Origin of the sequence: Marinobacter alexandrii, assembly GCF_005871205.1 — a bacterium.
Taxonomy (GTDB): Bacteria; Pseudomonadota; Gammaproteobacteria; order Pseudomonadales; family Oleiphilaceae; genus Marinobacter; species Marinobacter alexandrii.
This window is the reverse complement of record NZ_SWKM01000015.1, coordinates 168,813-189,761: the sequence shown is the minus strand read 5'-3', so window position 1 is coordinate 189,761 and position 20,949 is coordinate 168,813. Positions and strand designations below refer to the sequence as shown.

Genomic DNA, 20,949 nt, shown 5'->3' with positions numbered 1-20,949 from the left:
GTGCTAGGGGTGAAAGGAGGCTTCGATCATGAGGGAAGGAATCGATAACGCGCTGACGATCGACGTGGAAGACTACTTTCAGGTCGCAGCCCTTGCAGAGGCAGTAAAGTACGACGACTGGCCCTCCATGGAATATCGGGTCGAGGCCAACACGGACCGGCTTTTGAGGCTTTTTGATAACGCTTCAGTTAAAGCAACGTTCTTTATTCTTGGCTGGGTCGCCGAACGTTCACCGCAATTGGTCAGACATATTGCAAATGCCGGCCACGAAGTCGCCAGCCATGGTTACAGTCATCAGTTGATTTACAACCAGACACCGGCCGTGTTTCACGAAGAAACCAGGCGTTCCAAAGCCATTCTCGAGGACATACTTAGCGTGGGAGTAACCGGCTACCGGGCTGCCAGTTACTCCATCACCAACCAGTCGCGCTGGGCATTGGATATTCTCGCTGAGGAAGGCTTCACTTGGGATTCCTCCATTTTTCCAGTACACCATGACCGCTATGGCATGCCTGGAACACCGCGCTGGCCGCACCGTTTAACGACCGACAAAGGCTATGAGCTGGCGGAGTTTCCGTTGAGTACCCTGAAGTTTCCCGGCTATACACTACCCATTGCCGGTGGTGGTTATTTTCGCCTGTTCCCGTACTGGTTTAGCCGGTGGGGGTTGGGTTCCATCAATCGTCAGGGCCAGCCTTTTGTGTTCTACCTTCACCCCTGGGAAGTGGATCCCGGTCAGCCGCGGCTTGATGTGAAATGGCTGTCCCGGTTCCGGCATTACAACAACCTCGATGTGTGTGAAAAGCGCTTGAGTCGGCTGCTTGGGCATTTCCGGTTTACGACCATGAGCAATGTGCTCCGAAACCAGGGGGTGCTGGAACACAATAGCGATGAGTTATCGAGCCATGCAATTAAATGCAATGTGGTGCCCGGCACTGCGTTGAAGACGTCCTGACGTGTCACGGAAGATAGACCATGTTAAATGCCGTTTTCTGGCTGTCACTGTTGTTGCTAATTTACATCTATGTGGGGTACCCGCTAGTTATCCGCCTGTTTGCTGCATTCCGTTCCGTTCAACTCCACCGTGACGATACTTACCGACCCTCAGTCACCATCGTGATCGCAGCGTATAACGAAGCCGCCGAGATCGGGAGCACGCTGACCAACAAGCTGGAACAGGACTACCCGTCCGATCTGTTGGAGATCATGGTGGTATCCGATGAATCTGATGACGGAACTGACGACATTGTCTTGCAGATTGCGCAAACCTCCCGTTGTCCGATGAGACTGATTCGCCAGACGCCCCGACAGGGCAAAACTGCCGGCCTGAATACGCTGATGCCCCAGGCCCGAGGCGAGATCATTCTGTTTTCCGACGCCAACTCCCAGTGGGATAAGCAGGCCGTTGCCAGGTTGGTGAGCAATTTCGCCGATCCTGAAGTGGGGTACGTGACCGGCAAAATGGTGTATGTGAACGAGGATGGATCACTCGTCGGCGACGGCTGCAGCGCGTACATGAAGTACGAAAATAGTCTTCGGGAATCTGAGACCCGCCTGGGCTCGATTGTTGGTGTAGATGGTGGCATCGATGCCATGCGCAAGGACCTGCACGTTCGCCTGCGCCCGGACCAATTACCTGATTTCGTACAACCCCTTAAAGTGGTAGAGCAAGGCTACCGGGTCATCTACGACCCAAGAGCACTGTTGCAGGAGCACGCCAATCAGGATGCCGACAGTGAATTCAGCATGCGAGTCAGAGTCAGTTTACGGGCGTTATGGGCACTGAAAGATATGGCGCACCTGATGAATCCATTTCGCTATGGGGTTTTTGCCCTGCAGATGATTTCCCATAAGTTGCTCAGGTACTTGGCGTTTATTCCTTTGCTGTCTTTGACGGTGGCGAGCGTCTTACTTGCGCCACGGGGTGGATTCTACGGATTATGCTTTTTGGGATTGGTGGTTTTTTACGGCTTGGGATGGGCCGGTCGGATCAATGAGGGTAAAGGTCGGAATCTTCCATTCTTCTATTCCGTTCCTTACTACTTCCTTCTTCTAAATATCGCTTCTTCCCGGGCATTGTGGGCTTTCCTGAAAGGTGAGAAGAGAGTTGTTTGGAACCCAAGGAGGGGGTAGTCGACTAAAGTGAAAATTCTTCATCTTATTGATAGCGGGGGGTTATACGGCGCCGAGAGGATGCTGCTCACCTTGGTGCGTGAGCAGGTCGCCATGGGACTCTCTCCCATGATCTTGAGCGCTGGTGAGCCCGAACTGGCAGAAAAACCCCTGGAGGTTGAAGCACGCCAGCTTGGTCTGCCGGTAAAGGCGTGGCGAATGGCACCCGGCTTTAATCTGTGGGGGGCGCAGGAACTCATTCGGTGGGCACGTCAGGAAGAGTACCAACTGATGCACTCACATGGCTACAAATTCAACGTATTGATGGGAATGTGGCCGGAATCGCTTCGTAAGATACCGCTCATTACCACTTTGCATGGGTATGTTCGTGCACGCCGATTCACCAAAGCGTGGATGTACGAGGGGCTGGACCGACTGGTGTTAGCTCAGATGCGTCAAGTTGTTCTCGTATCCGAGGCCATTCGATTCCAAATCCCCAAGCGACTCGCCAGATCAAATCGGGTATCGGTGATTATGAATGGCCTTAATACCGTGTCCACCTGCCAAGCCGCAGCAACGCCCTTGCTTCCAATGCTTGATACCTTCCTTCCGGATCGCGGACCGTTGATTTTAGGAGTTGGTCGGCTCTCACCGGAAAAGGGGTTCGATCGGCTTGTCGATGCGTTCAGGGAATTCCACTCACAATACCCCAATTCGGCCCTGATCATCGTTGGGGAAGGCCGAGAGAGGCCAAGGCTGGAACAACAGATCGCCGATTATGGGCTCACTAACCATGTCCGATTACCTGGCTATGTTGCCGAGGTAGCCTCCTTGATGAAACGGGCCAGTGTTTTGTGCATACCATCTCTCACAGAAGGGTTGCCCATAGCGCTGCTAGAGGCTATGTCGTTGGGTGTTCCTGTCGTGGCAAGTGATGTCGGTGAGATAGGAAACGTGTTGGGCCAAGGGGAAGGGGGCCTAGTATTTCGTTACGAATCACCTTTAGCCCTGGCGGATACTTTGATAGCAGCGATTAACGATCGTAGCACCACAGAGTCTCGAATCCGCTGGTCAAAGCAACGGGTGGAGGAGGATTTTTCCGGCCGGGCGATGATGGAGCACTATCTGAATATCTACCGACAGGTGCTGACGTGAAGCTGGCCATCATCATGGATCGTTACGAAAATCCCTACGCAGGCACCGAGAGCCAGGTTCTTAAACTGGTCAAAGGGTTAATGGAACGCGGCTGGAGTATTCGGTTCGCCGTATTTCGGAGTACCGATTACAGCCTAACCGACGACTTCCCGTTACCGGTTGAACATTTGGGTGTGGGGAGTCTCTCAAGCCCGAAGAGCTGGTGGCGGGTATACCGATACGCCAGAGTGCTACGACTCCAGGGTATTCCGCTTGTGCATGTGTTCTTCAATGATGCCTCTGTAATTTGTCCGCCCATGATGCGTCTCGTGGGTTTGAAAACCGTGATCTCCAGGCGTGATATGGGGTTCTGGTATACCCCAAAATATCTTCAGGCCCTGAGGTTGACGGGGCGATGGGTAAGCGCTGCGATCTGCAACAGTCGGGCTGTCGCTGACATAACGTCTCAACAGGAACGAATCGAAGCGGACAGGCTGCGTGTTATCTATAACGGCTATCCAGAGGCACCTCGCCTGTCCGAGATTACCAACTCAACGAGAACAGCAGATAACAGCCCGATTGTTATAGGCATCGTTGCCAATTTGCGTCCAATCAAGCGTATTCACGATCTGATTGAAGCGGTCGCCCGCTTGGTATCTGATGAACTGGATGTCGAGCTCCGGGTAGTAGGGGGCGGCGACCAGAAGCCCTACCTCGAGAAAGTCCGAGAGCTTGGCATTGAGTCCAGAGTATTTCTTCTCGGGAGTCAGTCCGATCCTGAGCAACATATCCAGGCCTTTGATATAGCCGTCCTTTGTTCAGAGACGGAGGGGTTCTCGAATGCCATTATCGAATACATGCGATGTGCGAAGCCCGTAGTGTGCAGCCGAACAGGCGGTAATCCGGAAATAGTGGAGGAAGGCGTTAGCGGCTATCTCGTACCAGTTGGGGATATTTCGGCCCTCGCCGAGCGGATCGGCCACTTAGTGAGCAGGCCAGATTTAAGGGCTCGCATGGGTAAAGCAGGCCAGGAGCATATCCATTCACGTTACTCGCTTGTCAATATGCTAAACCAGCATGTTGACGTATACGACCGCATAGCACCCGAGGCGATGGACTCATGATGCAAGCGTTGTCCAAACATCTATTCTATCCATTGTGGGATCTGAAGGACCGTAGTCAGCGCCTCCAGGAATGGAAGAACCTCGAAGAGCAGCAATGGTGGCCTCAGGAACAGGTGCGTCAATTGCAATGGCAACGCCTGCAGGAGCTCCTGAAATACGCACACAGGCACAGCCCTTATTACAGAGAAGTCTTTGCCACTTGTGGCGTGAAGCCGGAAGATATCCGAACGGACGTCGATTTCCAGCGGATTCCCGTCACGACAAAACAGGATATCCGGAATCACACCAACCGATTTATCAGCGATAAATACGACAAAAATCGGTTGGTGTCTGCAAAAACCGGAGGCTCGACCGGCGTTTCTCTCAGCCTTTATTTTGACGAGGCGTGTCAGGAAAAGCGCAACGCTGCCCAGTTGTTATCGGACCGCTGGTCGGGCTGGGATCTCGGCCTGAAGAAAGCGTCGATTTGGGGCAACCCACCGGTCCCGAAATCGTTCACTCAGAAGCTACGTCTTCGTCTGCTGGACCGTGTGATCTACCTCGACACGATGAACCTGAGCGATGAATCCATGACGGCTTTTGTGGACCGTTGGCGGAGGGATCGCCCAGGCGCAGTATTCGGACATGCGCACTCTATCTATTTGTTCGCTCGATTCCTGAGGGCAAATCAGATCACCGATTGTCGACCCAAGGGTATCGTAGCTACCTCCATGATGCTGTTAGAGCACGAACGCACCGTTATTGAAGAGGCGTTCGGATGTAAAGTAACCAACCGCTACGGTTGTGAGGAGGTTGGGCTGATCGCCTGTGAATGCGAATGTCACAGGGGGATGCATATCAACCTCACACACGTGTTCGTTGAATTTTTGGATGCGAATGATCAGCCAGTAAAGCCGGGGCAGCCTGGAAAAATTGTGGTGACGGATCTCAACAATCGTGGCATGCCGCTAATTCGTTATCGTGTTGAAGATATGGGTGTGTATTCGGAAAAGAGCTGTGCCTGCGGCCGCGGATTCCCAATACTGGAGCGCCTGGAAGGCCGAGTAGCGGACTTTTTGAAACTCCCCGATGGCGGCCAGGTTGCAGGGATATCCCTAGTAGAGCGGACGTTAACCAAGGTGGCAGGCGTTGAGCAGATGCAGCTAGTGCAAGACCGACTCGACCGTGTAATTGTTAACCGGGTTAAAGGAAGTGATTTCACTGAGCAGACAGATTCATTGCTGTTAGACGCTATGCGTGAAGTTTTCGATGAACGCGTGGCACTGGACATCGTTGATATGTCCAGCATCCCTCAAGAACTTTCAGGTAAATACCGGTTTTCAATATGCAAAGTGTAAATGAACAGTCCGAACCTTTAGTGAGTGTGGTTATCGCCACATACAACATGGCGCAATACCTGCCAGCGGCTATAGAGTCAGTGTTGGCTCAAACTTGGAAAAACCTGGAAGTAATCGTTGTAGATGATGGTTCAGAAGACGACACAGAGCATCAGATGCAAAGATTTTACGGGGATAAAAGAGTGCGATATATACGAACAGAAAACCGCGGCCAACCGAAAGCAAAGAATTTGGGAGTAAAAAGCTCTTCGGGAGACTTTCTTGCGTTCTGTGATGCAGATGATCTTTGGCAAAGTGATAAGTTACAACGTCAAATGCCACTATTTGAGTTAGATCAAATTGGCGTAGTCTATAGTGACGTTTCTTATGTAGGGCCGAATGGCGAAAAAGTTAATAAGTTGATTCAATACCAGCGCTACAGGGGAATAGTAATAAAAGAACTATTGATCAAGAATTTTATTCCATTCGGAACAGCAGTAGTTAGAAAAAGATGTTTTCAAGACTGTGGATACTTTGATGAAAATCTTCCAATGGGAATCGATTGGGACTTATGGCTTCGACTTTCACTCCATTGGCAGTTTGAATTCCTACCTGAAACGACTTATATCTACCGTGTGTGGCCCGGGCAAATGTCTAATAATTATCGTGGTCGATATGAAAATGCCATCATAATACTTCGAAAGTTTTTCAAAAATAATCCAGGGATAGTCTCAAATAGACTACAATCGAGAGCGTGGTCGGATATGTATTCAAGTAAGGCGATTTCCATAGCAAGCTCTGAAAGAATATTTTTTGAGCCATTGGTATGGTCACTAAAAGGTGTGATGTGCGATTTATTTTATTACCCGGCTTGGAAATCATTGGCCAAGCTGTTGCTTAGGCGAATTTAATTGAAAAGCCATAAGGTTTTTTATGAAATTTAACAAAAGAGCTTATCATCTTATACGGTTATTAGGTGGTTTAAAGTTTGCGAAATTTATTTCTAGAAAGCATCCAAAAATTATAATGTATCATAGAGTTTCTGAGAACGGAGGGGTAGATTCTGTCTCTGCAGATTCTTTCAGAAAACAGATTTGCATAATTAAAAATCACTTCAACCCGCTCACATTTAGCCAGTTAATGAAAGCCAGCCAGGAAGGAAAGGTTCCTAATAATGCGGTGGTTGTTACGATTGATGATGGCTATAAAGATTTTTCTGAATATGCATGGCCGATTTTAATGCAAGAAGATGTGGCTGCTACTTTATTTATTACGACGGGATTTGTAAATCGAGAGCTTTGGCTATGGCCCGACAAGATAAAATACGTACTAAATCATTCTAATAAAAGATCTTTATATGTGCCATTTTATGGAGAGCTTGAGATATCCGAAAACAAAGATGAAGTATGGCATCAGTTAGCCAACTTTTGTTTGACACTTGAAAATGAAAAAAAGAACACATTGATAGATTGGCTATTCGACGAGCTAGGCGTAAATAAACCAACTTTCCCCCCCAAATTTTATGAGGCTTTGAGCTGGGACCAGATAAGAGTCATGGTTTCACAAGGTCTGGATATTGGAAGTCATTCTCATAGTCATCCTATTTTGACGAAATTAGACGATACAGAGCTAGATTTTGAGATTAACAAATCAAAACAATTAATATTTGATAATTTAGGTTTTGAGGCGAATTCATTTTGTTATCCAAATGGCACAAAAAGTGACTTCAATTCATATATAAAGCATTGCATTGTTAGGGGTGGATATGATTATGCCATAGTTGCATATCCGGACTTGTTGCCCTTGAAAGATCCGCTCGAAATAAATCGGTATCCTGGAACCCAAAGCCTGTCTTTGTTCGAAAAAAACGTTTATGGGCTGTCTTACATTTGGTCAGATTTTTCTAGGCGGGTAATAAAATGCATAAAATAATAAAAAATATATATTTGTCATCGCCATGTCTGTTAAAAAATATTTTTGTCAGTGCGTATGGGGTAAAGATATATAGAGAAAGGTATGGGCCGCGATCTAGATTTTATGAGAATTTTCTTTTTAACACTCAGCAGTTGGATGAAAAGCAAACAATAAAATTGCAAGAAAATGCTTTCATTAAAATTGCGAGAAGTGCTATTTCTAACGTACCATTTTATCGAGATTGGGCGCTTATAAATGGTATTAAAGTGTCTGACATCGTTTCTGTTGATTCATTAAATCTATTTCCTGTTCTAGATAAAGAGACGGTTAGAAAAAATCCAGAGTGTTTTGTATCGAATGAATATAATATACGTAAATTAATTGTGCATAGTACAAGTGGTAGCACTGGAGAGCCAGTCAAAATATATGTTGATGCTGATTCTAGGACTTTTCACTACGCATTTTTCACTAGGCTCAGAAAGTGGTATGGAGTTGAGAAAAATGCTCGCCGTGTCACTTTTCTTGGCCGAGTTATAATAAAGTCAAGTACTTCTAGCCCACCATTTTGGGTATATGATGCGACACAAAGAAATTTGATAATGTCGTCATTTCACATTTCAAATGATAATTTGATTCATTATTATCGAAAGATCAAAAAGTTTCGTCCAAAGGAGGTGTTTGGCTATGCGTCGAGTATTTATGGGGTGGCTAGGTTTATTAATGAGAAAGGGTTGGAACCGATAGAAACTCTTTTGGTTATGCCGACAGCTGAAACACTCATGCCGTATCAACGGGAAGAGGTAAAAAGGGCTTTTAAAGGAAAATTGATCAATCAGTATGGTTGTACGGAAATGGCATTTTTCGGATCAGAGAATAACCAAAGTAAAATGTTGATGCATCCAGAGCATGCGATAACTGAAGTGATTGATGAAAAAGGAGTTATATCTAAAGTAGGAGAAGGAGAGATATTGGCAACAAGTCTTGTTAATCGGGCTATGCCACTCATTAGATACAGAGTTGGTGATAGAATCATAAAGTCGGATTCTGCCGATCCTGGTTATCCGGGATTTGAAGTTTTAGAGAGTCTGGAAGGGCGAGTGGATGACGTCATTTATACAAAAGATGGCCGATCAATTGGTAGAATGAGCCCAATCTTTCGCAGTGATAAGTGTATAGCGGGCTCTCAAGTAGTTCAGGAAAAAGATGGTACTGTAAATATATACGTTGTTCCAGATTTTGGATATGGAGGTTTTCATCGAGACTTGATACGTTCAGAGGTCGTGGAAAGAATTGGTCACTCTGTGAGCGTAAACATCATCGAGGTTGAAAAAATTAGAAACGAACCGAATGGTAAATTTAGGCCAGTGAAGTCATTTTTTAAACCAGTGTAAAACTCGCCGCAGGTTATATAGGTAAAACCAATGAAGCCGTATGTGTCTGTTTTAATTCCTGCCTACAATGAAGAGATAAATATAGGGAAGTGTATAGAAAGTATTCAGTCTCAAACCTATCCGAGAGATAGATTTGAAGTTATCGTTATGGATAATGGCTCGGTTGATGACACTAGGAATATTGTCAAAAATGTTGGTGTGCGAGTTGTTAATGCGGATGGATTGCTTATTGGTGGAGTAAGAAATGCGGGCGTGGATGCGAGCATTGGAGATTACCTTGCTTTTATTGACGCAGACTGCGTCGCGAATACCGATTGGTTAGAAAGTGGCGTGGGGCTATTAACTGCTTCAGAGGAGGTTGGAGCAGTGGGCGGACAGTGCTCTGTGCCTAAAAATGCCACTTGGGTTCAGCGAGCGTGGGGTTTTAAAAAAAATGATTTGGGAATAAGGAGGGTGAATATTCTGAGCACAGGCAGCTTTTTCATTGAGAGGAGTATGTTTTTTCGGGTTGGCGGATTTAACGAACAGATATTAGCAGGGGAAGATACTGAGATTTCTAGAAAGATAATAGAGTCTGGAAAAAAGTTACTATTGTCGTCAGCTGTCGGGGTTATGCATTTGGGTTACCCATCATCAATAAAAGAGTTTTTAAAAAGACAGATTTGGCAATCAAGCGATTATTTAAAGAGCACAAAAAGTAAAAATGATCCGATTTTTTTGATTGTGCATCTGTATCTTTTGTTAATCGTCTTAAGCTCTGTAGCTTTAGTGTTTGATTGGCCGAAGAAAATGGCTTTATTATTATTCATTGGCTCGGTGCTTCTTGCGTTACTATTAACAATATATCGTCACGTTAAATACAAAAGGGGGGTCAATGTTCTTTTGTTTTCCCAGTACACTATTTTAAATTTTTTGTATTTGCTAGCAAGAAGCTTTGGGTTGTTACGAAGCTACCTTCGATTAATGATCCAAAAAAGGTGAATCTAATTTAATTCAAGATCTGGGCTTACAGGGCACAAAGGACAGATCGGATACCCGTTGCTGTTTACGTTTCCATCGGTGTCAATTACGTAGATATACAGGTTCTCTTGCGCGTCGAATTGACCTAAATTAAGATTCACTTCAATTTTGCTAGAACTCCAAGATGTAGCGGGCTGAATTTCACGTCGATTGCCGGCTCCTTTCCAAGTGGAGCTATTTGATAATTCCACGCGAGCCGGAGAGCTTGCAACAAAAATGTCATCTAATCGAATTTCCAAGTTTGTATAGTCGTCATAGTTTGGGTCAAAACCGATCAACCAAACAGTCATTCCCTCGGACGATGATTCCTTTTGGTAGTTAGCCACTGAATGCACAATTTTTCCATTTGTCCATACATCGATAGTTCCTTTATCGGCGTTGGCAAAGACCTCCAATAGATTCCACGAACCATCATTGCCTCCCCAGTCCCCCCATACGGTGTCACCGTATGCTCCGAGAAGTATCTGTGTCCAAGAGATTCTAGTTTTCGTACCGTCAAGATCGTCCCACAATCTTATTAGCTTGTTGTGTCCCTCGTACCTATCAATATCGTAGCTCGCGTAAAACCACCAGCTTGCGTAGATGTTGCGGTTTGACGCGTTATCGAAAGCTCTAGGAACACCTAAAAAAGCTTTCTTTATTCCGAAGTAGTGGGCCGACGACCTCTTGTGACGATTTCCCGACTCGGTGGAAATGGTCATTAGATTCGACCAGGGGTTGCCATTTCGTGTCCACGGGCCTACGTTCTCAGGGACAACCGAGCCATGCTTGAGATTGTCGAAAGCACTTTGGTTGTCGACAGTATCCCATAGACTTGTATAGTCTGAACTCAGACTCCCAAAGCTACTTCCTCGAATTACCAAGCTTCCTCCGGATTTGATTTCGCCTTGAATTTCAGTAACTTTGGGAACCGAGAGAGCGTCTGTCGATAGGAGTAAAGTTGATGTCAAAAATAGTGACATTAAAAAAAAGTGTTTATTGTTGACCATCGTAAAATTACCTTGGGGTCTCTTGTGTGGTGAGAATTGAGGCTTCTCATTTTGCTTCATTTGGTATTTTACAGCATAAAAAAAATGGCGTAATATTCTATTTTGTAACATTGCTGGTTTTTTTATAACTAAAAATTAACGAAATTTTGATTACTGTCGTTTTGTTTAAAGTATTATTACTTGCGTATTAGTTTGTTATATATATTTGGGTAAAGGTGTGCGGTTATTTTTAAAAAATTAAATGCCTAATATAAATATTGATTAAGTGTTTTCTGTTTGAGGACGACATGATCGATTGGCCCGACGTTACCCAAAAAAGAGTATTAAAGGAAACACAACTTCCGTTTTTCCTTTATATGATTTATTTGGTGAGTTTTTTTCTGCATGTGCCATCACGGGTGACATTCCTCGGCTTGATTCGGTTTGATCTTTTGTTGGTTGGAGCAACTTGTGTTTTAATTTTTAGTAAAAATACGATGCGCGGTGGATCCCTTGATAATGCTTCAAAGTACCTGATTTCTATTTTTTTATATTCGATTGCTGTTCTGCCACTCGTAGAGTGGCCAGGATCGGTAATTAGTAACGGCCTGTATGGGTTTTTAAAAGGTTCAATATTCTACTTTTTTACTGTTACCCTAGTACTTTCGGAAGCGCGCCTTAAAGTTACTATTTTTATATTTTTGGCTTGTAGTATTTTTAGAGTATTTGAGCCACTTTATTTAAACTTAACAACTGGGTATCTTGGGTCAAGTACCTATCTTGGAGAGGGAGAGTTCGCTGGTAGACTAGCTGGAGCGCCTAGCGATACGATCAATCCTAATGGGCTTGCTTTTGTTATCGCTTCCGTTTTCCCATTTTTACATTATGTATTTGCGCCAATAAACCGAAAAACCTTTACTGTATATGTGGTTTTGGTTCCGGCCCTTCTGTACACGATGGGACTTACGCTTTCAAGGTCTGGGGTTTTAGCCTTGGGGATAATTGGCTTTGGAATTTTCATTAAGAGTAAGAATAAATTTTTACTATTATTGATCGGAATTTTTGGATTAATGCTGGCTTGGTCTTCATTAGATAGTGTTCAAAAAGATAGGTATCTCTCTTTGGTTAGTGAGGATACGAAGCAGGCCTCCACTGCGCAGGGCCGGGTCACAGGCTGGTTAGTTGACTTTGAAGTGGCGATGAATAAGCCAATTATTGGGCATGGATTGGGAACGTCGCGAGAAGCTAATTGGAATGTCGCGGGAAAGGATCAGATCTCACACATGCTCTGGACGGAGATATGGCAGGAAATTGGTTTAATTGGACTTGCTTTGTTTGCGTTGTATTTATTTGCGATATTCAAGAATTTTCGTGAGGCTTCGAATCTAATTAAGATACACCACTCTAATAAAGAATTTTTGTATCGCGCGAGCCAAGCGATGCATGTTTGGTTGCTGATGAATCTGTTATTTAGTTTTGCGAGCTATGGGCTTAAGAGCTATGAATGGTATTTGTTCGGTGGGTTATCTGTTTCGCTTCTGAACGCGGTACGTGCGGGAACATCTAGAAGTGATACTCCATCGAAAAAAACGGAAGAACTTTGCCAAGAGCGACGATTCCCTCTTGCCCGAAAGATTCGATAAGTTTATTAGTGTGCTGAGTCAGTCTGACCTACGTGTAATTTTTCCATCATTAAAATGGCCGAGCATCAGTTTTATGCCTTGGCGGATATCATGGTTCAAGTCTGATAATGAGCGAGGCGGAAGCGTGTCTTTATAAAGCGCAAAAGCCCCACCGAATTGCCCTTTGTTGATCAAGCAGGATTGCAAACTTCGTCGATACCGTTGTGCCCGTTTATCCAGGTGTTTAACCAATACTGGGTCGGTTTCATGCTGGGCCAGTGAGAGTCTGCTGGCAATCAGGTTTCGGAGCATTCGTTCTGAATCGGCGCTCATATTGGTGTCATGTAACCGCCGCTCAAAGAGTACTTCGGGAACGATAACCACTTTGCCGTGTGTGGCCGTCCGGTATATCAAGTGGAAATCTTCACAAGCTTTTAGATCAGTGTTAAAGCCTCCCTCAGAGACAACGGTACGGGTTCTGAAAAGCGGCGATGAGGCGATAGTAAAGTTTTCGCTGATCAGAATGTTTCTGCATTCATGAGCTTCCAACACAAAACTTGAGTCACAGGAGGTTGAAAGGTGTAGGGACAGTTCCGGACAAGTCGAGAAGTGATCGGCGGATTTTGTTTTACCGGTAAAGTTTCGATAGTTTCCAACGCAGAATACCGCTTCAGAGTGCGTCTCCAACGCTTCGACTTGTCCACTGATCTTGCCAGGCAGCATGAGGTCGTCAGCATCAAAGAAGGTGACATATTCACCTCGTGCGGCGGCGAGGCCGTGATTTCTTGGGGATGCACAGCTCCCGCTGTTCTGTTGATACCGATAGCGAACACGATTTCCGAATGATTTCGCAATGGCTGCGGTCTCATCCGTTGATCCATCATCAACCACTATAATTTCGAGCGGTGAGTAATCTTGGTCAAGAATGGTGTGTAGCGTTTCTTCGAGATAGTTAGCAGCATTGTAGGCGGCTACGATCACTGTAACCAATGGTTTGTCCATAGTGTTTGCCTTGCCGATTCTCTTGCCAGCTTGGAAGTTTGGGCTAGATTAATGCCTTAGCCTGCGCCAGTGAAATTCACATTTCATCGGGAAGTTATTCCTCAATAATAGCCAATACATACTATAAAAGAGCTTTGAGGTAACGGCCGGGAACTATTTTACGAAGTTCGTGTTTTTCTGAAGTTGAGAATCCGAATTTTAGTCCACTGGCGCCCGCGACTAATGCCATGATGGACGCGTTTAGCAAAATGTCTGCATAGCTTTCGATTTGGATGTTCCGAGTTGTGATCAGGTAGTGCGTGCCGGCTATGGGGATACAGATGAAAATAAGCGGCCGGAGCATGCACTGGTAGTAATCCCGAACCGGCATCTCGATGGCTCGGCAGGCAAAGTAGGGCAGTACAAAAAGTCGCAACATCAGAAGCGGGATCATAGTACCTAGCGCAACACCGATGAGTCCGAGGTATTGCACTAACACGAGACTTAAACCCAGGTTCAGCGTCACCTCAATAACGTCAATTTTCGCAACGATGTGGTGCTTGTTAGCTGCATACATAGCAGAGTTGAGAGGATGATTTGCAAAGCCAATCATCCTTCCCACGAGCAGTATCACCATCACCCAATAGGCCTCGCTATAATTGGGCCCCATCCATCGGGCAATGAACGCTTCACCAAAGATAATCAGGCCTCCGCTTGCGATCAGGGCAAGCACGAGGTTAAGGCGAGTGATGAATTGGAGTTTTGCATACAGCTCGGTTTTATCTTCTCGGGCGTGGTAGCCGGTGAAGATCGGCACGAACATATTGGTTGCCTGGCTCAAGAACTGGGCCAGATAATCCACCAGTCGAAGACCAACAGCGTACGGGGTTACGCTTGCCGCGGAAAGAAAGCCTGCAACAACAAAGTTGTCAACGTTGTTGCGCATTTGGTAGGCGATGGCAATAACAAACGACCACGCGCTGTACTGGAACAACTCTTTGCCGTTCTCGCGGGAAACCAGGTGTCGCGAAAACCTGAGAGCGGGAAATGCACCCCGGCAGATTAAAAAGTACAGAAGGTTGGAAATTCTTGCGGTACAGAATGTTATGACGGCCAAGGCAACGACTCCATACCCCTCCGCGATAAACCACCAGGTAAATGCAGCACCGATCAGTGTCGTGCAAATACGAGTGAGAGCTACTTGGTGAAACCTGAGCTTGGCACTCGCTACGCCAGCAAGGGCATTGAAAGGGAATTCGAGCGCAACGGACACGCCTATGATTAGCACGAGCACTTGCATCACGTCTTTGCTTGCAGCTTCATCAACGAATGCCCGGGCTGCAAAGCTGGCCCCGATGCTCACGAACACAATCACCAATGCGATTACGGAATAGATCGCGAGGGCGGTATTAATGGTGACGTTCGCCTGATGATCGTCTTTGAGCCCAAATGAGCGGCTAACGTATCGGGTAACTGCGCTTGCCATCCCCATGTCAAAGAGGTGGTAGGCCGCAGCGAGGCTCCCCACTACTGTCCAGATCCCGTACCAGTAATCCCCGAGTTCGTGGATCAGAAACGGCATCATGAAAAATGCCACTACAATGCTAACGAAAGTCTGTGATACCCGGGTCACTGAGCCTTTCAGAAGAGCGATAGCTGTAGACACGTTAGTTGCTAGCGAGGGTTTTAAGGTGTTTGAGTTTGCTCAAAACCGACGCTGGTAACATTGTGAGTGCCAGGTAGCGCAAGGTTTGACGATCCAATCTCTTTTTCAATGCCTGCAGAAACGAGCGACGGGCGTCTCTCAGCTGGTATTGTGAAAAATGGGAGTAACCTGCTTCGAAGTGATATCGACGAATTTTTTCGTCAAGCAAACGAATCGAATCGGCGTCGTGAGCATGGTAACGCTTCATTTTTTCTACACAGGCGATCAGTCCAGGGGCACGCTCCTCAATCCTGCGTAGAGAAATACTGCCCGAACGAACCCGGTAGTGATGATAGAGCTCCGGTGTGTAAGCAAAATCGTACTGACTGGCTATAGCCTGCCACATTAGAAAATCATCGGAATTCCGAACCTGCTCGTCGAAGAAGCCGACAGTATCAAATACTTCACGGCGTATGGCGACTCCTGAAGTGCCCAAATAGTTTGCAGAAGCTAGTCCCTTGAGAGCGGCATGGCTTTTAATCAGGAAGCCACTGTCTGAGATTTGGGTTTTTGGCAAGTTACTGAGGGTGTGGTATGGTGCCAGAAAGTTAGGATTAATGATCTTGCCAGATTCATCAATGCAGGCGAAACCAGTGAAGGCAAGTCCTGCAGAGGGGGCGAGAGTAAGTAACTCAACAGTCTTCCCAAGCTTGTCGGGCAGCATGATGTCGTCCGAATCAAAGATAAAAATGATATCGCCCGACGATTCACGAATTGCCCTGTTTCGGGGAACTGCAGGTCGTCCACTATTCGTTTGATAGAGATAGAGGATGCGGGGGTCAGCAAAGGTGCTGATTATTTCAGAGGTACCGTCCGTGGAGCCATCATCCACAATAACAATTTCGTAGTCTGTAAAAGACTGAGCAAAAATTGAGCGAAGGGTTTCTTCAATGTAGCTCGCCGCATTGAATACAGGAATGATAATAGAGGCTTTGAGCATACGCGTCCTTGCCATAGCAAACATATACAGTCGCTAACCAGTATAGCCTATGTATTTTGTAGTTAGTTAGACAAGGAAAATACCAATGATGCGGAATAAATGAAGCTGGGCAGCTGCATATAGCGGGCTGCCCAGGTTTTCCCGGATCAACTTTGCAACTAGTACTTCATGGCCTCCATCGAACTTGTGTAGGAAGAGCCGGAAACTATGCCTCCACCCATGATGTAGAGCGTATCGTTGATGGTCGCAGCCGCTGCGCCATGTTTCGGGGTTGGCACATTGGTCAGCGGGCGCCAAGTGTTTGTAGCCGGATCGTATTCTTCATTTTGTTCGAAGACCCCAGACGTTGTATTCCCGTTCAGTTCGCCACCGGCAACCTGGGCTTTGCCGCCAATAATGCCAACGCTCATGGCGCGCCGACCAGTGGGCATTGGGGTCATCTCTGTCCAGGTACTGGTTGCGGGATCAAACATTTCAACGGTCTTCATAGCGCCCTGAATAGTGGTTCCATTGGCTTCCCGGTGCCGTCCTCCGAACACATATATTTTGCCGTCAAGTACTGCTGAGCCAGGATTGTCACGAACGTACGTTAGCGGCGGCGCCGATTGCCAAGTGTTTGTGGCTGGGTTGTACACTTCAACCACGTTCAACGAAGCTCCCTGGTCGTTCATACCGCCGATCAGGTAAATAACTCCATTAATTACCTGAGCCGTTGCTCCGCCTCGGGGGGTTGGCATATTGGCTAATTGAGCCCAGCTATTGCTGGCCGGATCATAAACAGCAGCGTTTGAAACGGCACCAGAGAATGGTGCGGTAGAGCCCCCGAACACGTAAAGCTTGCCACCTATGGACGCCACAGCTGCATTTTCAACGGCGGCGCCGGGCATACTCGCACCCTGGCTCCAGCTGGTGGTTGCAGGATCGTAGATCAGTAATGTGCTCAGGTGACCACTGCTATTCTTGCCACCAACCGCGTAGAATTTTCCATCCACTGCTGTTCCGGAAGCATCCAGAACGGCAAATGGTGCGGGCTCTTTTGCTTCCCAGCAGCCGAGGCTTACCGGCCGCAATGACGTCAGATTACCGCCACCAAATTCGCCCACAAACAGGTCACCGGAAGGAGACTGGGTCATCGGTAATGGATCATTGAATCCGGTAACCAGCGGGGCGCCATCAACACCAAGAGAGCCAGTTTCGTCCAACTTGACCCGGAAAATGTCATCGCCTACCGAATAATTTGTAATCAACAGTTGTCCGTTAAGGTACTCGCCAATGCAACCCTGCGCGCCGTCGTACTCGATGATAGCGTTTGCAGATTTGTGCTCGCCAAGGTTGTAGATGGGCTCCTCATAGTTGAGTAGCGGGGCAACACCTTGGTAGGAACCGTCCTTGAAGACGCATTCATCGCGGTGTGGATTCGGATGTCCATAGTACTTGCCTTGTTTGACCAAAAGCAGTAGATCGGGCTGTGCCCCGGGATTGTGCCCACCATCCAGGTAGCTTGCAGTGCTGGCCAGCCCCAGGCAGGCCGGCTCAGGGCTGGGTGGGTAGGTTCCTGTAACGCCCAGGCCATTGTCGGTGGCATACATGTTTCCGTTGCTATGGAAAACAAAGTCGTAACTGTTTCGCAGACCAGTCGCGTAGGTGATTACATCACAAGGTGGAGGCCCAAAGATGTCAGCTTCGTTGGAGCAGGTGCCGTCAAACCCTGCGGCAAATACGTCAGCAACAACTATTGCGGCACTCAATGGCTGCTCTTCCATCTGGCCAAACTCAGAATTGGATTCGTTTGGAGCTCCTGCTCCGGTATTGCCGCCCACGGCAATGTACAGCCTGTTATCTTCTGGTCCGAAGTGGAGGGAGTTGATGGAATGGTTGGCGATGGCACGGGGCAGACCAGTGATAACATGCTCAACGTCAGTGAAGTTGGCGCCGCCAATACGGGTAACCATGCCTGAATTGGGTTCGCCGTTATCAATTGAGGGGCTGGAGTGAGCCAGCCAGAGTTCAATATTCTGGGCAGTCGAATAGGGCGCGACAGTGATACCCAGGGTAAGCCGGGGTCCGATGTTGTTTGTGAGTGCTTCAATGGTCTGGTCATCGACAACGTTGAGGTTCTCGTCAAAGGTCAGAGCCCGGATGGTGCCGAACAGTTGGGTTACATAGAGCCGGTCGTCCGGCCCCCAAACCATAGAGGTAGGGAAGCTGACACCATATTGTTTCTTGATGAAATCAACACCCGAATTCGGTGTTAGCGGTGTTTCGCCTTCCTGCAGGGTAAACTCATTGAAGCGGTAGGTCATTGGTGCCGACGCATGACGGTGGGTGGCAAAGATGCCGGTAAAGCTTCGGGTGCCGATTTCAGGGTCAATTCCGGCGGCGTCGAAGCTGAAGAACTCATCCGGCGGAAACAGGGTATCCAGCTTATAGGTGGAGCCTCCGTTCAGGCTGTAGTTCAGTTCCACGCTGCGGGAATAGGGGTTAACGATGATCCCTAGTTTCGCATCTGAACCAACGAGTCCGGCAACAGCAACGTTTTTCTCAACAACCTTGGCGCCGCCGACTTCAAGCAAATAATGAAGTACGGTTCCCTGCGGTGTTGAGGCGGCGACAAGCTTCAGATAATTGTCTTCGTCGTTTCCGAACCACAGGCCAGCTTGCTCATACTTTCCAGTTCCCTGGGGTATGTCGAGTACCTGGGTTGTAATCCGGGTGATCTGGTTTGGTGCCGCAAAACCGACTGCCAGAGCGTTATCCAGCGAATTCACCCCCTCGATATTTAACCCGGAGGTGGTAGTAAGTTCTAAATAGCCCTGCAGGAAAAACATTTCCAGGTTGTTTTGGATGTAGCCGGTTCCTGCCGTGGGTTGGTCCACCCAAGTAAAGCCTGTCCCCCAGCCGTTCTTATCCATGTAGTAGCCCTGGCTCTCAGTGAAACTGAGCTGGTAGGGAAGGTTGATCCGTACGTCGCTGCAATCGACGGGGGCGCATTTGTCGCTGCTGGCAATGGTAAGAGTTACAGGTACGTTCACGGGATCGTTGCCAGGCGACGATAGAGTCAGGGTGGCGCTGTAGTTACCTGATGCCAAACCCGTTGTGTCCACAGCAACTGAAATGTCGTCAGGAGTTGAACTATTGGCTGGCGATGCTGAGAGCCAAAGTTCGTTGGTGCTGACTGTGAAATCGTGCGAAAGCCCATCCGAATGGCTTACCGTCAAGGTTTGGCTGGCGACCGGCGCTGAAGGTTCTCCCGAAAAACTCAAGGATTCAGGCGCAACCAGAAGACCCGCTGCACCATCTGTGATTGAAAGCGTGTACGTCAACGCCGCAGATTCGTAGCCGCTCGCAGATGCCGTCAATGTAGCGACAAAAGTACCTGCTGGAAGTCCGGCGGGATCGGCTGTCACGGTAATAGTAGAGGGAGTAGCGCCCGAATCTGCTGTGGCGGTCAGCCAAGCCTCATTCGTTGAAAGAGTAAAGGGCGCGCCGGACTGATCACTGTCAGTCAAGTTAATGCTCGAAACAATTGGGTCCGGATTATCAACATGGCGTGAACCTGCCAGCGCGTCGGTGCTGAAATCAAGAGTGGTCACTTGATTTGCGACGTCGAAAAATTCCGTAACTTCGTGAAGGCTTCCATCGTCCAATCGGACCACAGCCGTCACGGTATGATTTCCATCGGGAAGTTGAGTGGTATCAAACGGATTGGCCAGATCGTTTCCGGACGTGCCGGCCATGTCATAGGGCGCAACATTTTCGGTTTGATTTGGTGTGCCTGATGTTTGCGGATTATCAATATAAAACTGTACCCGGTTCATCTCGGGCTGTGCCGGTACGAATACGTGAATATCACCCGACACCGTTGATCCCTGGAGCGCGCTGGCTAAAGATCGGTCAGGAGAAGCACTGACCATTAAAGAATAATTGGAGACCTGAACAGGAAGTATTTCCAGGTGGACCAATAGGGAACTGCTTCCCAAGCCCGATCCAGTCGCCTCCACCAACGCTGAATAGTTGCCTGGCGCCAGGCCAGACGGGTCTGCGGTTAGCGTGATGGATGCAGGTGTAGTGCCTGAAGTTGGTGAGAGGCTGAGCCAGTTGGCATTGTCGGATAAAAAGAAATCAGCTGCACTCGCATTGGTGGTATTAAGCGCGACAACTTTTGATTCAGGGCTAGTGCTCCCTTCTTGCATTGTGAAGAAAGCCTCGGCCTGATCAAACTCGAACACTGGGGCAGAGTTGTTGACTGTAAAAATAGTCGACAAAAGCTCTTTGGTTCCATTCTCATAATATATATCGGCATAAATACTGTGCTGGCCATCCTGAATAGAGGCTGTGTCGTAAGGCTTGGCTGTTCGGTTTGCCTCTGTGCCATTGAAATCGAAGGGCTCTACTCTCTCAACGCTGTATGCGGTCGAAGGCGGGGTATTGTTGAGATAAAAGTCCACCCGCTTAACGCCAGTATCAGACCCAATGAAAATATATCGCGTGCCATTCAGCTCAGCTCCATTCAGAGCAGATGGGGCCGAGCGATCCGGAAATTCACTGACCAAGACTGTCGGCGCTGCAAGTGCCGATACATGGAACGAAAAGAGAAGGCATGAGAATAAGATAGCCAGCAATGAGTTCATTTTGGTCAGGCGTGGCATAAAGCAGTTCATTCTGAAATGCCTCCGGTGGGGCCATTAATGTGTAATTAGCTGAAAAATCAGCATCATTGAT

General features: G+C 47.6%; 15 protein-coding genes. 10 read left to right on the top strand and 5 right to left on the bottom strand.

Features of this window, described 5'->3' with window-relative positions:
* Nucleotides 1-28 precede the first annotated feature (28 nt).
* Genes FCS96_RS17045 through FCS96_RS17005 form a run of 9 tightly spaced genes read left to right on the top strand, consistent with a single transcriptional unit; the run spans nucleotide 29 to nucleotide 9,972 of the window.
* Nucleotides 29-955 (top strand): XrtA system polysaccharide deacetylase, encoded by a 927-nt coding sequence (locus tag FCS96_RS17045; protein WP_138441580.1) that lies wholly within the window; start codon nucleotides 29-31, stop codon nucleotides 953-955.
* A 20-nt stretch (nucleotides 956-975) separates the two neighbouring features.
* Nucleotides 976-2,133 carry a glycosyltransferase family 2 protein gene (locus FCS96_RS17040; protein ID WP_138441579.1) on the top strand — a complete coding sequence of 386 codons (1,158 nt, stop codon included), beginning with the start codon at nucleotides 976-978 and terminating at the stop codon, nucleotides 2,131-2,133.
* Nucleotides 2,134-2,193: 60 nt separating this feature from the next.
* Nucleotides 2,194-3,267 carry a glycosyltransferase gene (locus tag FCS96_RS17035; protein ID WP_138441578.1) on the top strand — a complete coding sequence of 358 codons (1,074 nt, stop codon included), beginning with the start codon at nucleotides 2,194-2,196 and terminating at the stop codon, nucleotides 3,265-3,267.
* Nucleotides 3,264-4,370 carry a glycosyltransferase gene (locus tag FCS96_RS17030; RefSeq protein ID WP_138441577.1) on the top strand — a complete coding sequence of 369 codons (1,107 nt, stop codon included), beginning with the start codon at nucleotides 3,264-3,266 and terminating at the stop codon, nucleotides 4,368-4,370. The genes FCS96_RS17035 and FCS96_RS17030 overlap by 4 nt, the downstream gene beginning before the upstream one ends.
* The gene (locus FCS96_RS17025; protein WP_138441576.1) at nucleotides 4,367-5,707 is read left to right on the top strand and encodes a phenylacetate--CoA ligase family protein; all 1,341 of its coding nucleotides are present in this window, start codon (nucleotides 4,367-4,369) and stop codon (nucleotides 5,705-5,707) included. Before FCS96_RS17030 ends, FCS96_RS17025 begins: the two co-directional genes overlap by 4 nt.
* A complete protein-coding gene (locus FCS96_RS17020; RefSeq protein ID WP_138441575.1) occupies nucleotides 5,695-6,597 on the top strand; it encodes a glycosyltransferase family 2 protein in 903 nt (300 codons plus the stop codon). Before FCS96_RS17025 ends, FCS96_RS17020 begins: the two co-directional genes overlap by 13 nt.
* 22 nt (nucleotides 6,598-6,619) lie before the next feature.
* Nucleotides 6,620-7,618 carry a polysaccharide deacetylase family protein gene (locus FCS96_RS17015; protein WP_138441574.1) on the top strand — a complete coding sequence of 333 codons (999 nt, stop codon included), beginning with the start codon at nucleotides 6,620-6,622 and terminating at the stop codon, nucleotides 7,616-7,618.
* The gene (locus FCS96_RS17010) at nucleotides 7,606-8,991 is read left to right on the top strand and encodes a phenylacetate--CoA ligase family protein (protein WP_138441573.1); all 1,386 of its coding nucleotides are present in this window, start codon (nucleotides 7,606-7,608) and stop codon (nucleotides 8,989-8,991) included. Before FCS96_RS17015 ends, FCS96_RS17010 begins: the two co-directional genes overlap by 13 nt.
* A 30-nt stretch (nucleotides 8,992-9,021) precedes the next feature.
* Complete coding sequence (locus FCS96_RS17005) at nucleotides 9,022-9,972, top strand: glycosyltransferase (protein WP_138441572.1); 951 nt, start codon at nucleotides 9,022-9,024, stop codon at nucleotides 9,970-9,972.
* Between the two features lie 2 nt (nucleotides 9,973-9,974).
* On the opposite strand, the gene FCS96_RS17000 is transcribed toward FCS96_RS17005, so the two are convergent.
* Entirely contained in the window at nucleotides 9,975-11,000 is a 1,026-nt protein-coding gene (locus tag FCS96_RS17000) for a hypothetical protein (protein WP_138441571.1), read from the bottom strand.
* Nucleotides 11,001-11,287: 287 nt separating this feature from the next.
* Here FCS96_RS17000 and FCS96_RS16995 point away from each other — a divergent pair, with 287 nt between their 5' ends.
* Nucleotides 11,288-12,622, top strand: a complete 1,335-nt coding sequence (locus tag FCS96_RS16995; protein WP_138441570.1) for an O-antigen ligase family protein — start codon at nucleotides 11,288-11,290, stop codon at nucleotides 12,620-12,622.
* An 18-nt stretch (nucleotides 12,623-12,640) separates the two neighbouring features.
* Here the strand turns inward: FCS96_RS16995 and FCS96_RS16990 are convergent, their stop codons facing one another.
* From FCS96_RS16990 to FCS96_RS16975, 4 genes are all read right to left on the bottom strand, one after another.
* Complete coding sequence (locus FCS96_RS16990; protein ID WP_138441569.1) at nucleotides 12,641-13,603, bottom strand: glycosyltransferase family 2 protein; 963 nt, start codon at nucleotides 13,601-13,603, stop codon at nucleotides 12,641-12,643.
* Nucleotides 13,604-13,724: 121 nt separating this feature from the next.
* Entirely contained in the window at nucleotides 13,725-15,215 is a 1,491-nt protein-coding gene (locus FCS96_RS16985) for a lipopolysaccharide biosynthesis protein (RefSeq protein ID WP_266094463.1), read from the bottom strand.
* Between the two features lie 34 nt (nucleotides 15,216-15,249).
* Entirely contained in the window at nucleotides 15,250-16,227 is a 978-nt protein-coding gene (locus FCS96_RS16980; protein ID WP_171040843.1) for a glycosyltransferase family 2 protein, read from the bottom strand.
* Nucleotides 16,228-16,385: 158 nt separating this feature from the next.
* The gene (locus FCS96_RS16975) at nucleotides 16,386-20,876 is read right to left on the bottom strand and encodes a Kelch repeat-containing protein (protein WP_171040841.1); all 4,491 of its coding nucleotides are present in this window, start codon (nucleotides 20,874-20,876) and stop codon (nucleotides 16,386-16,388) included.
* Nucleotides 20,877-20,949: the final 73 nt, after the last annotated feature.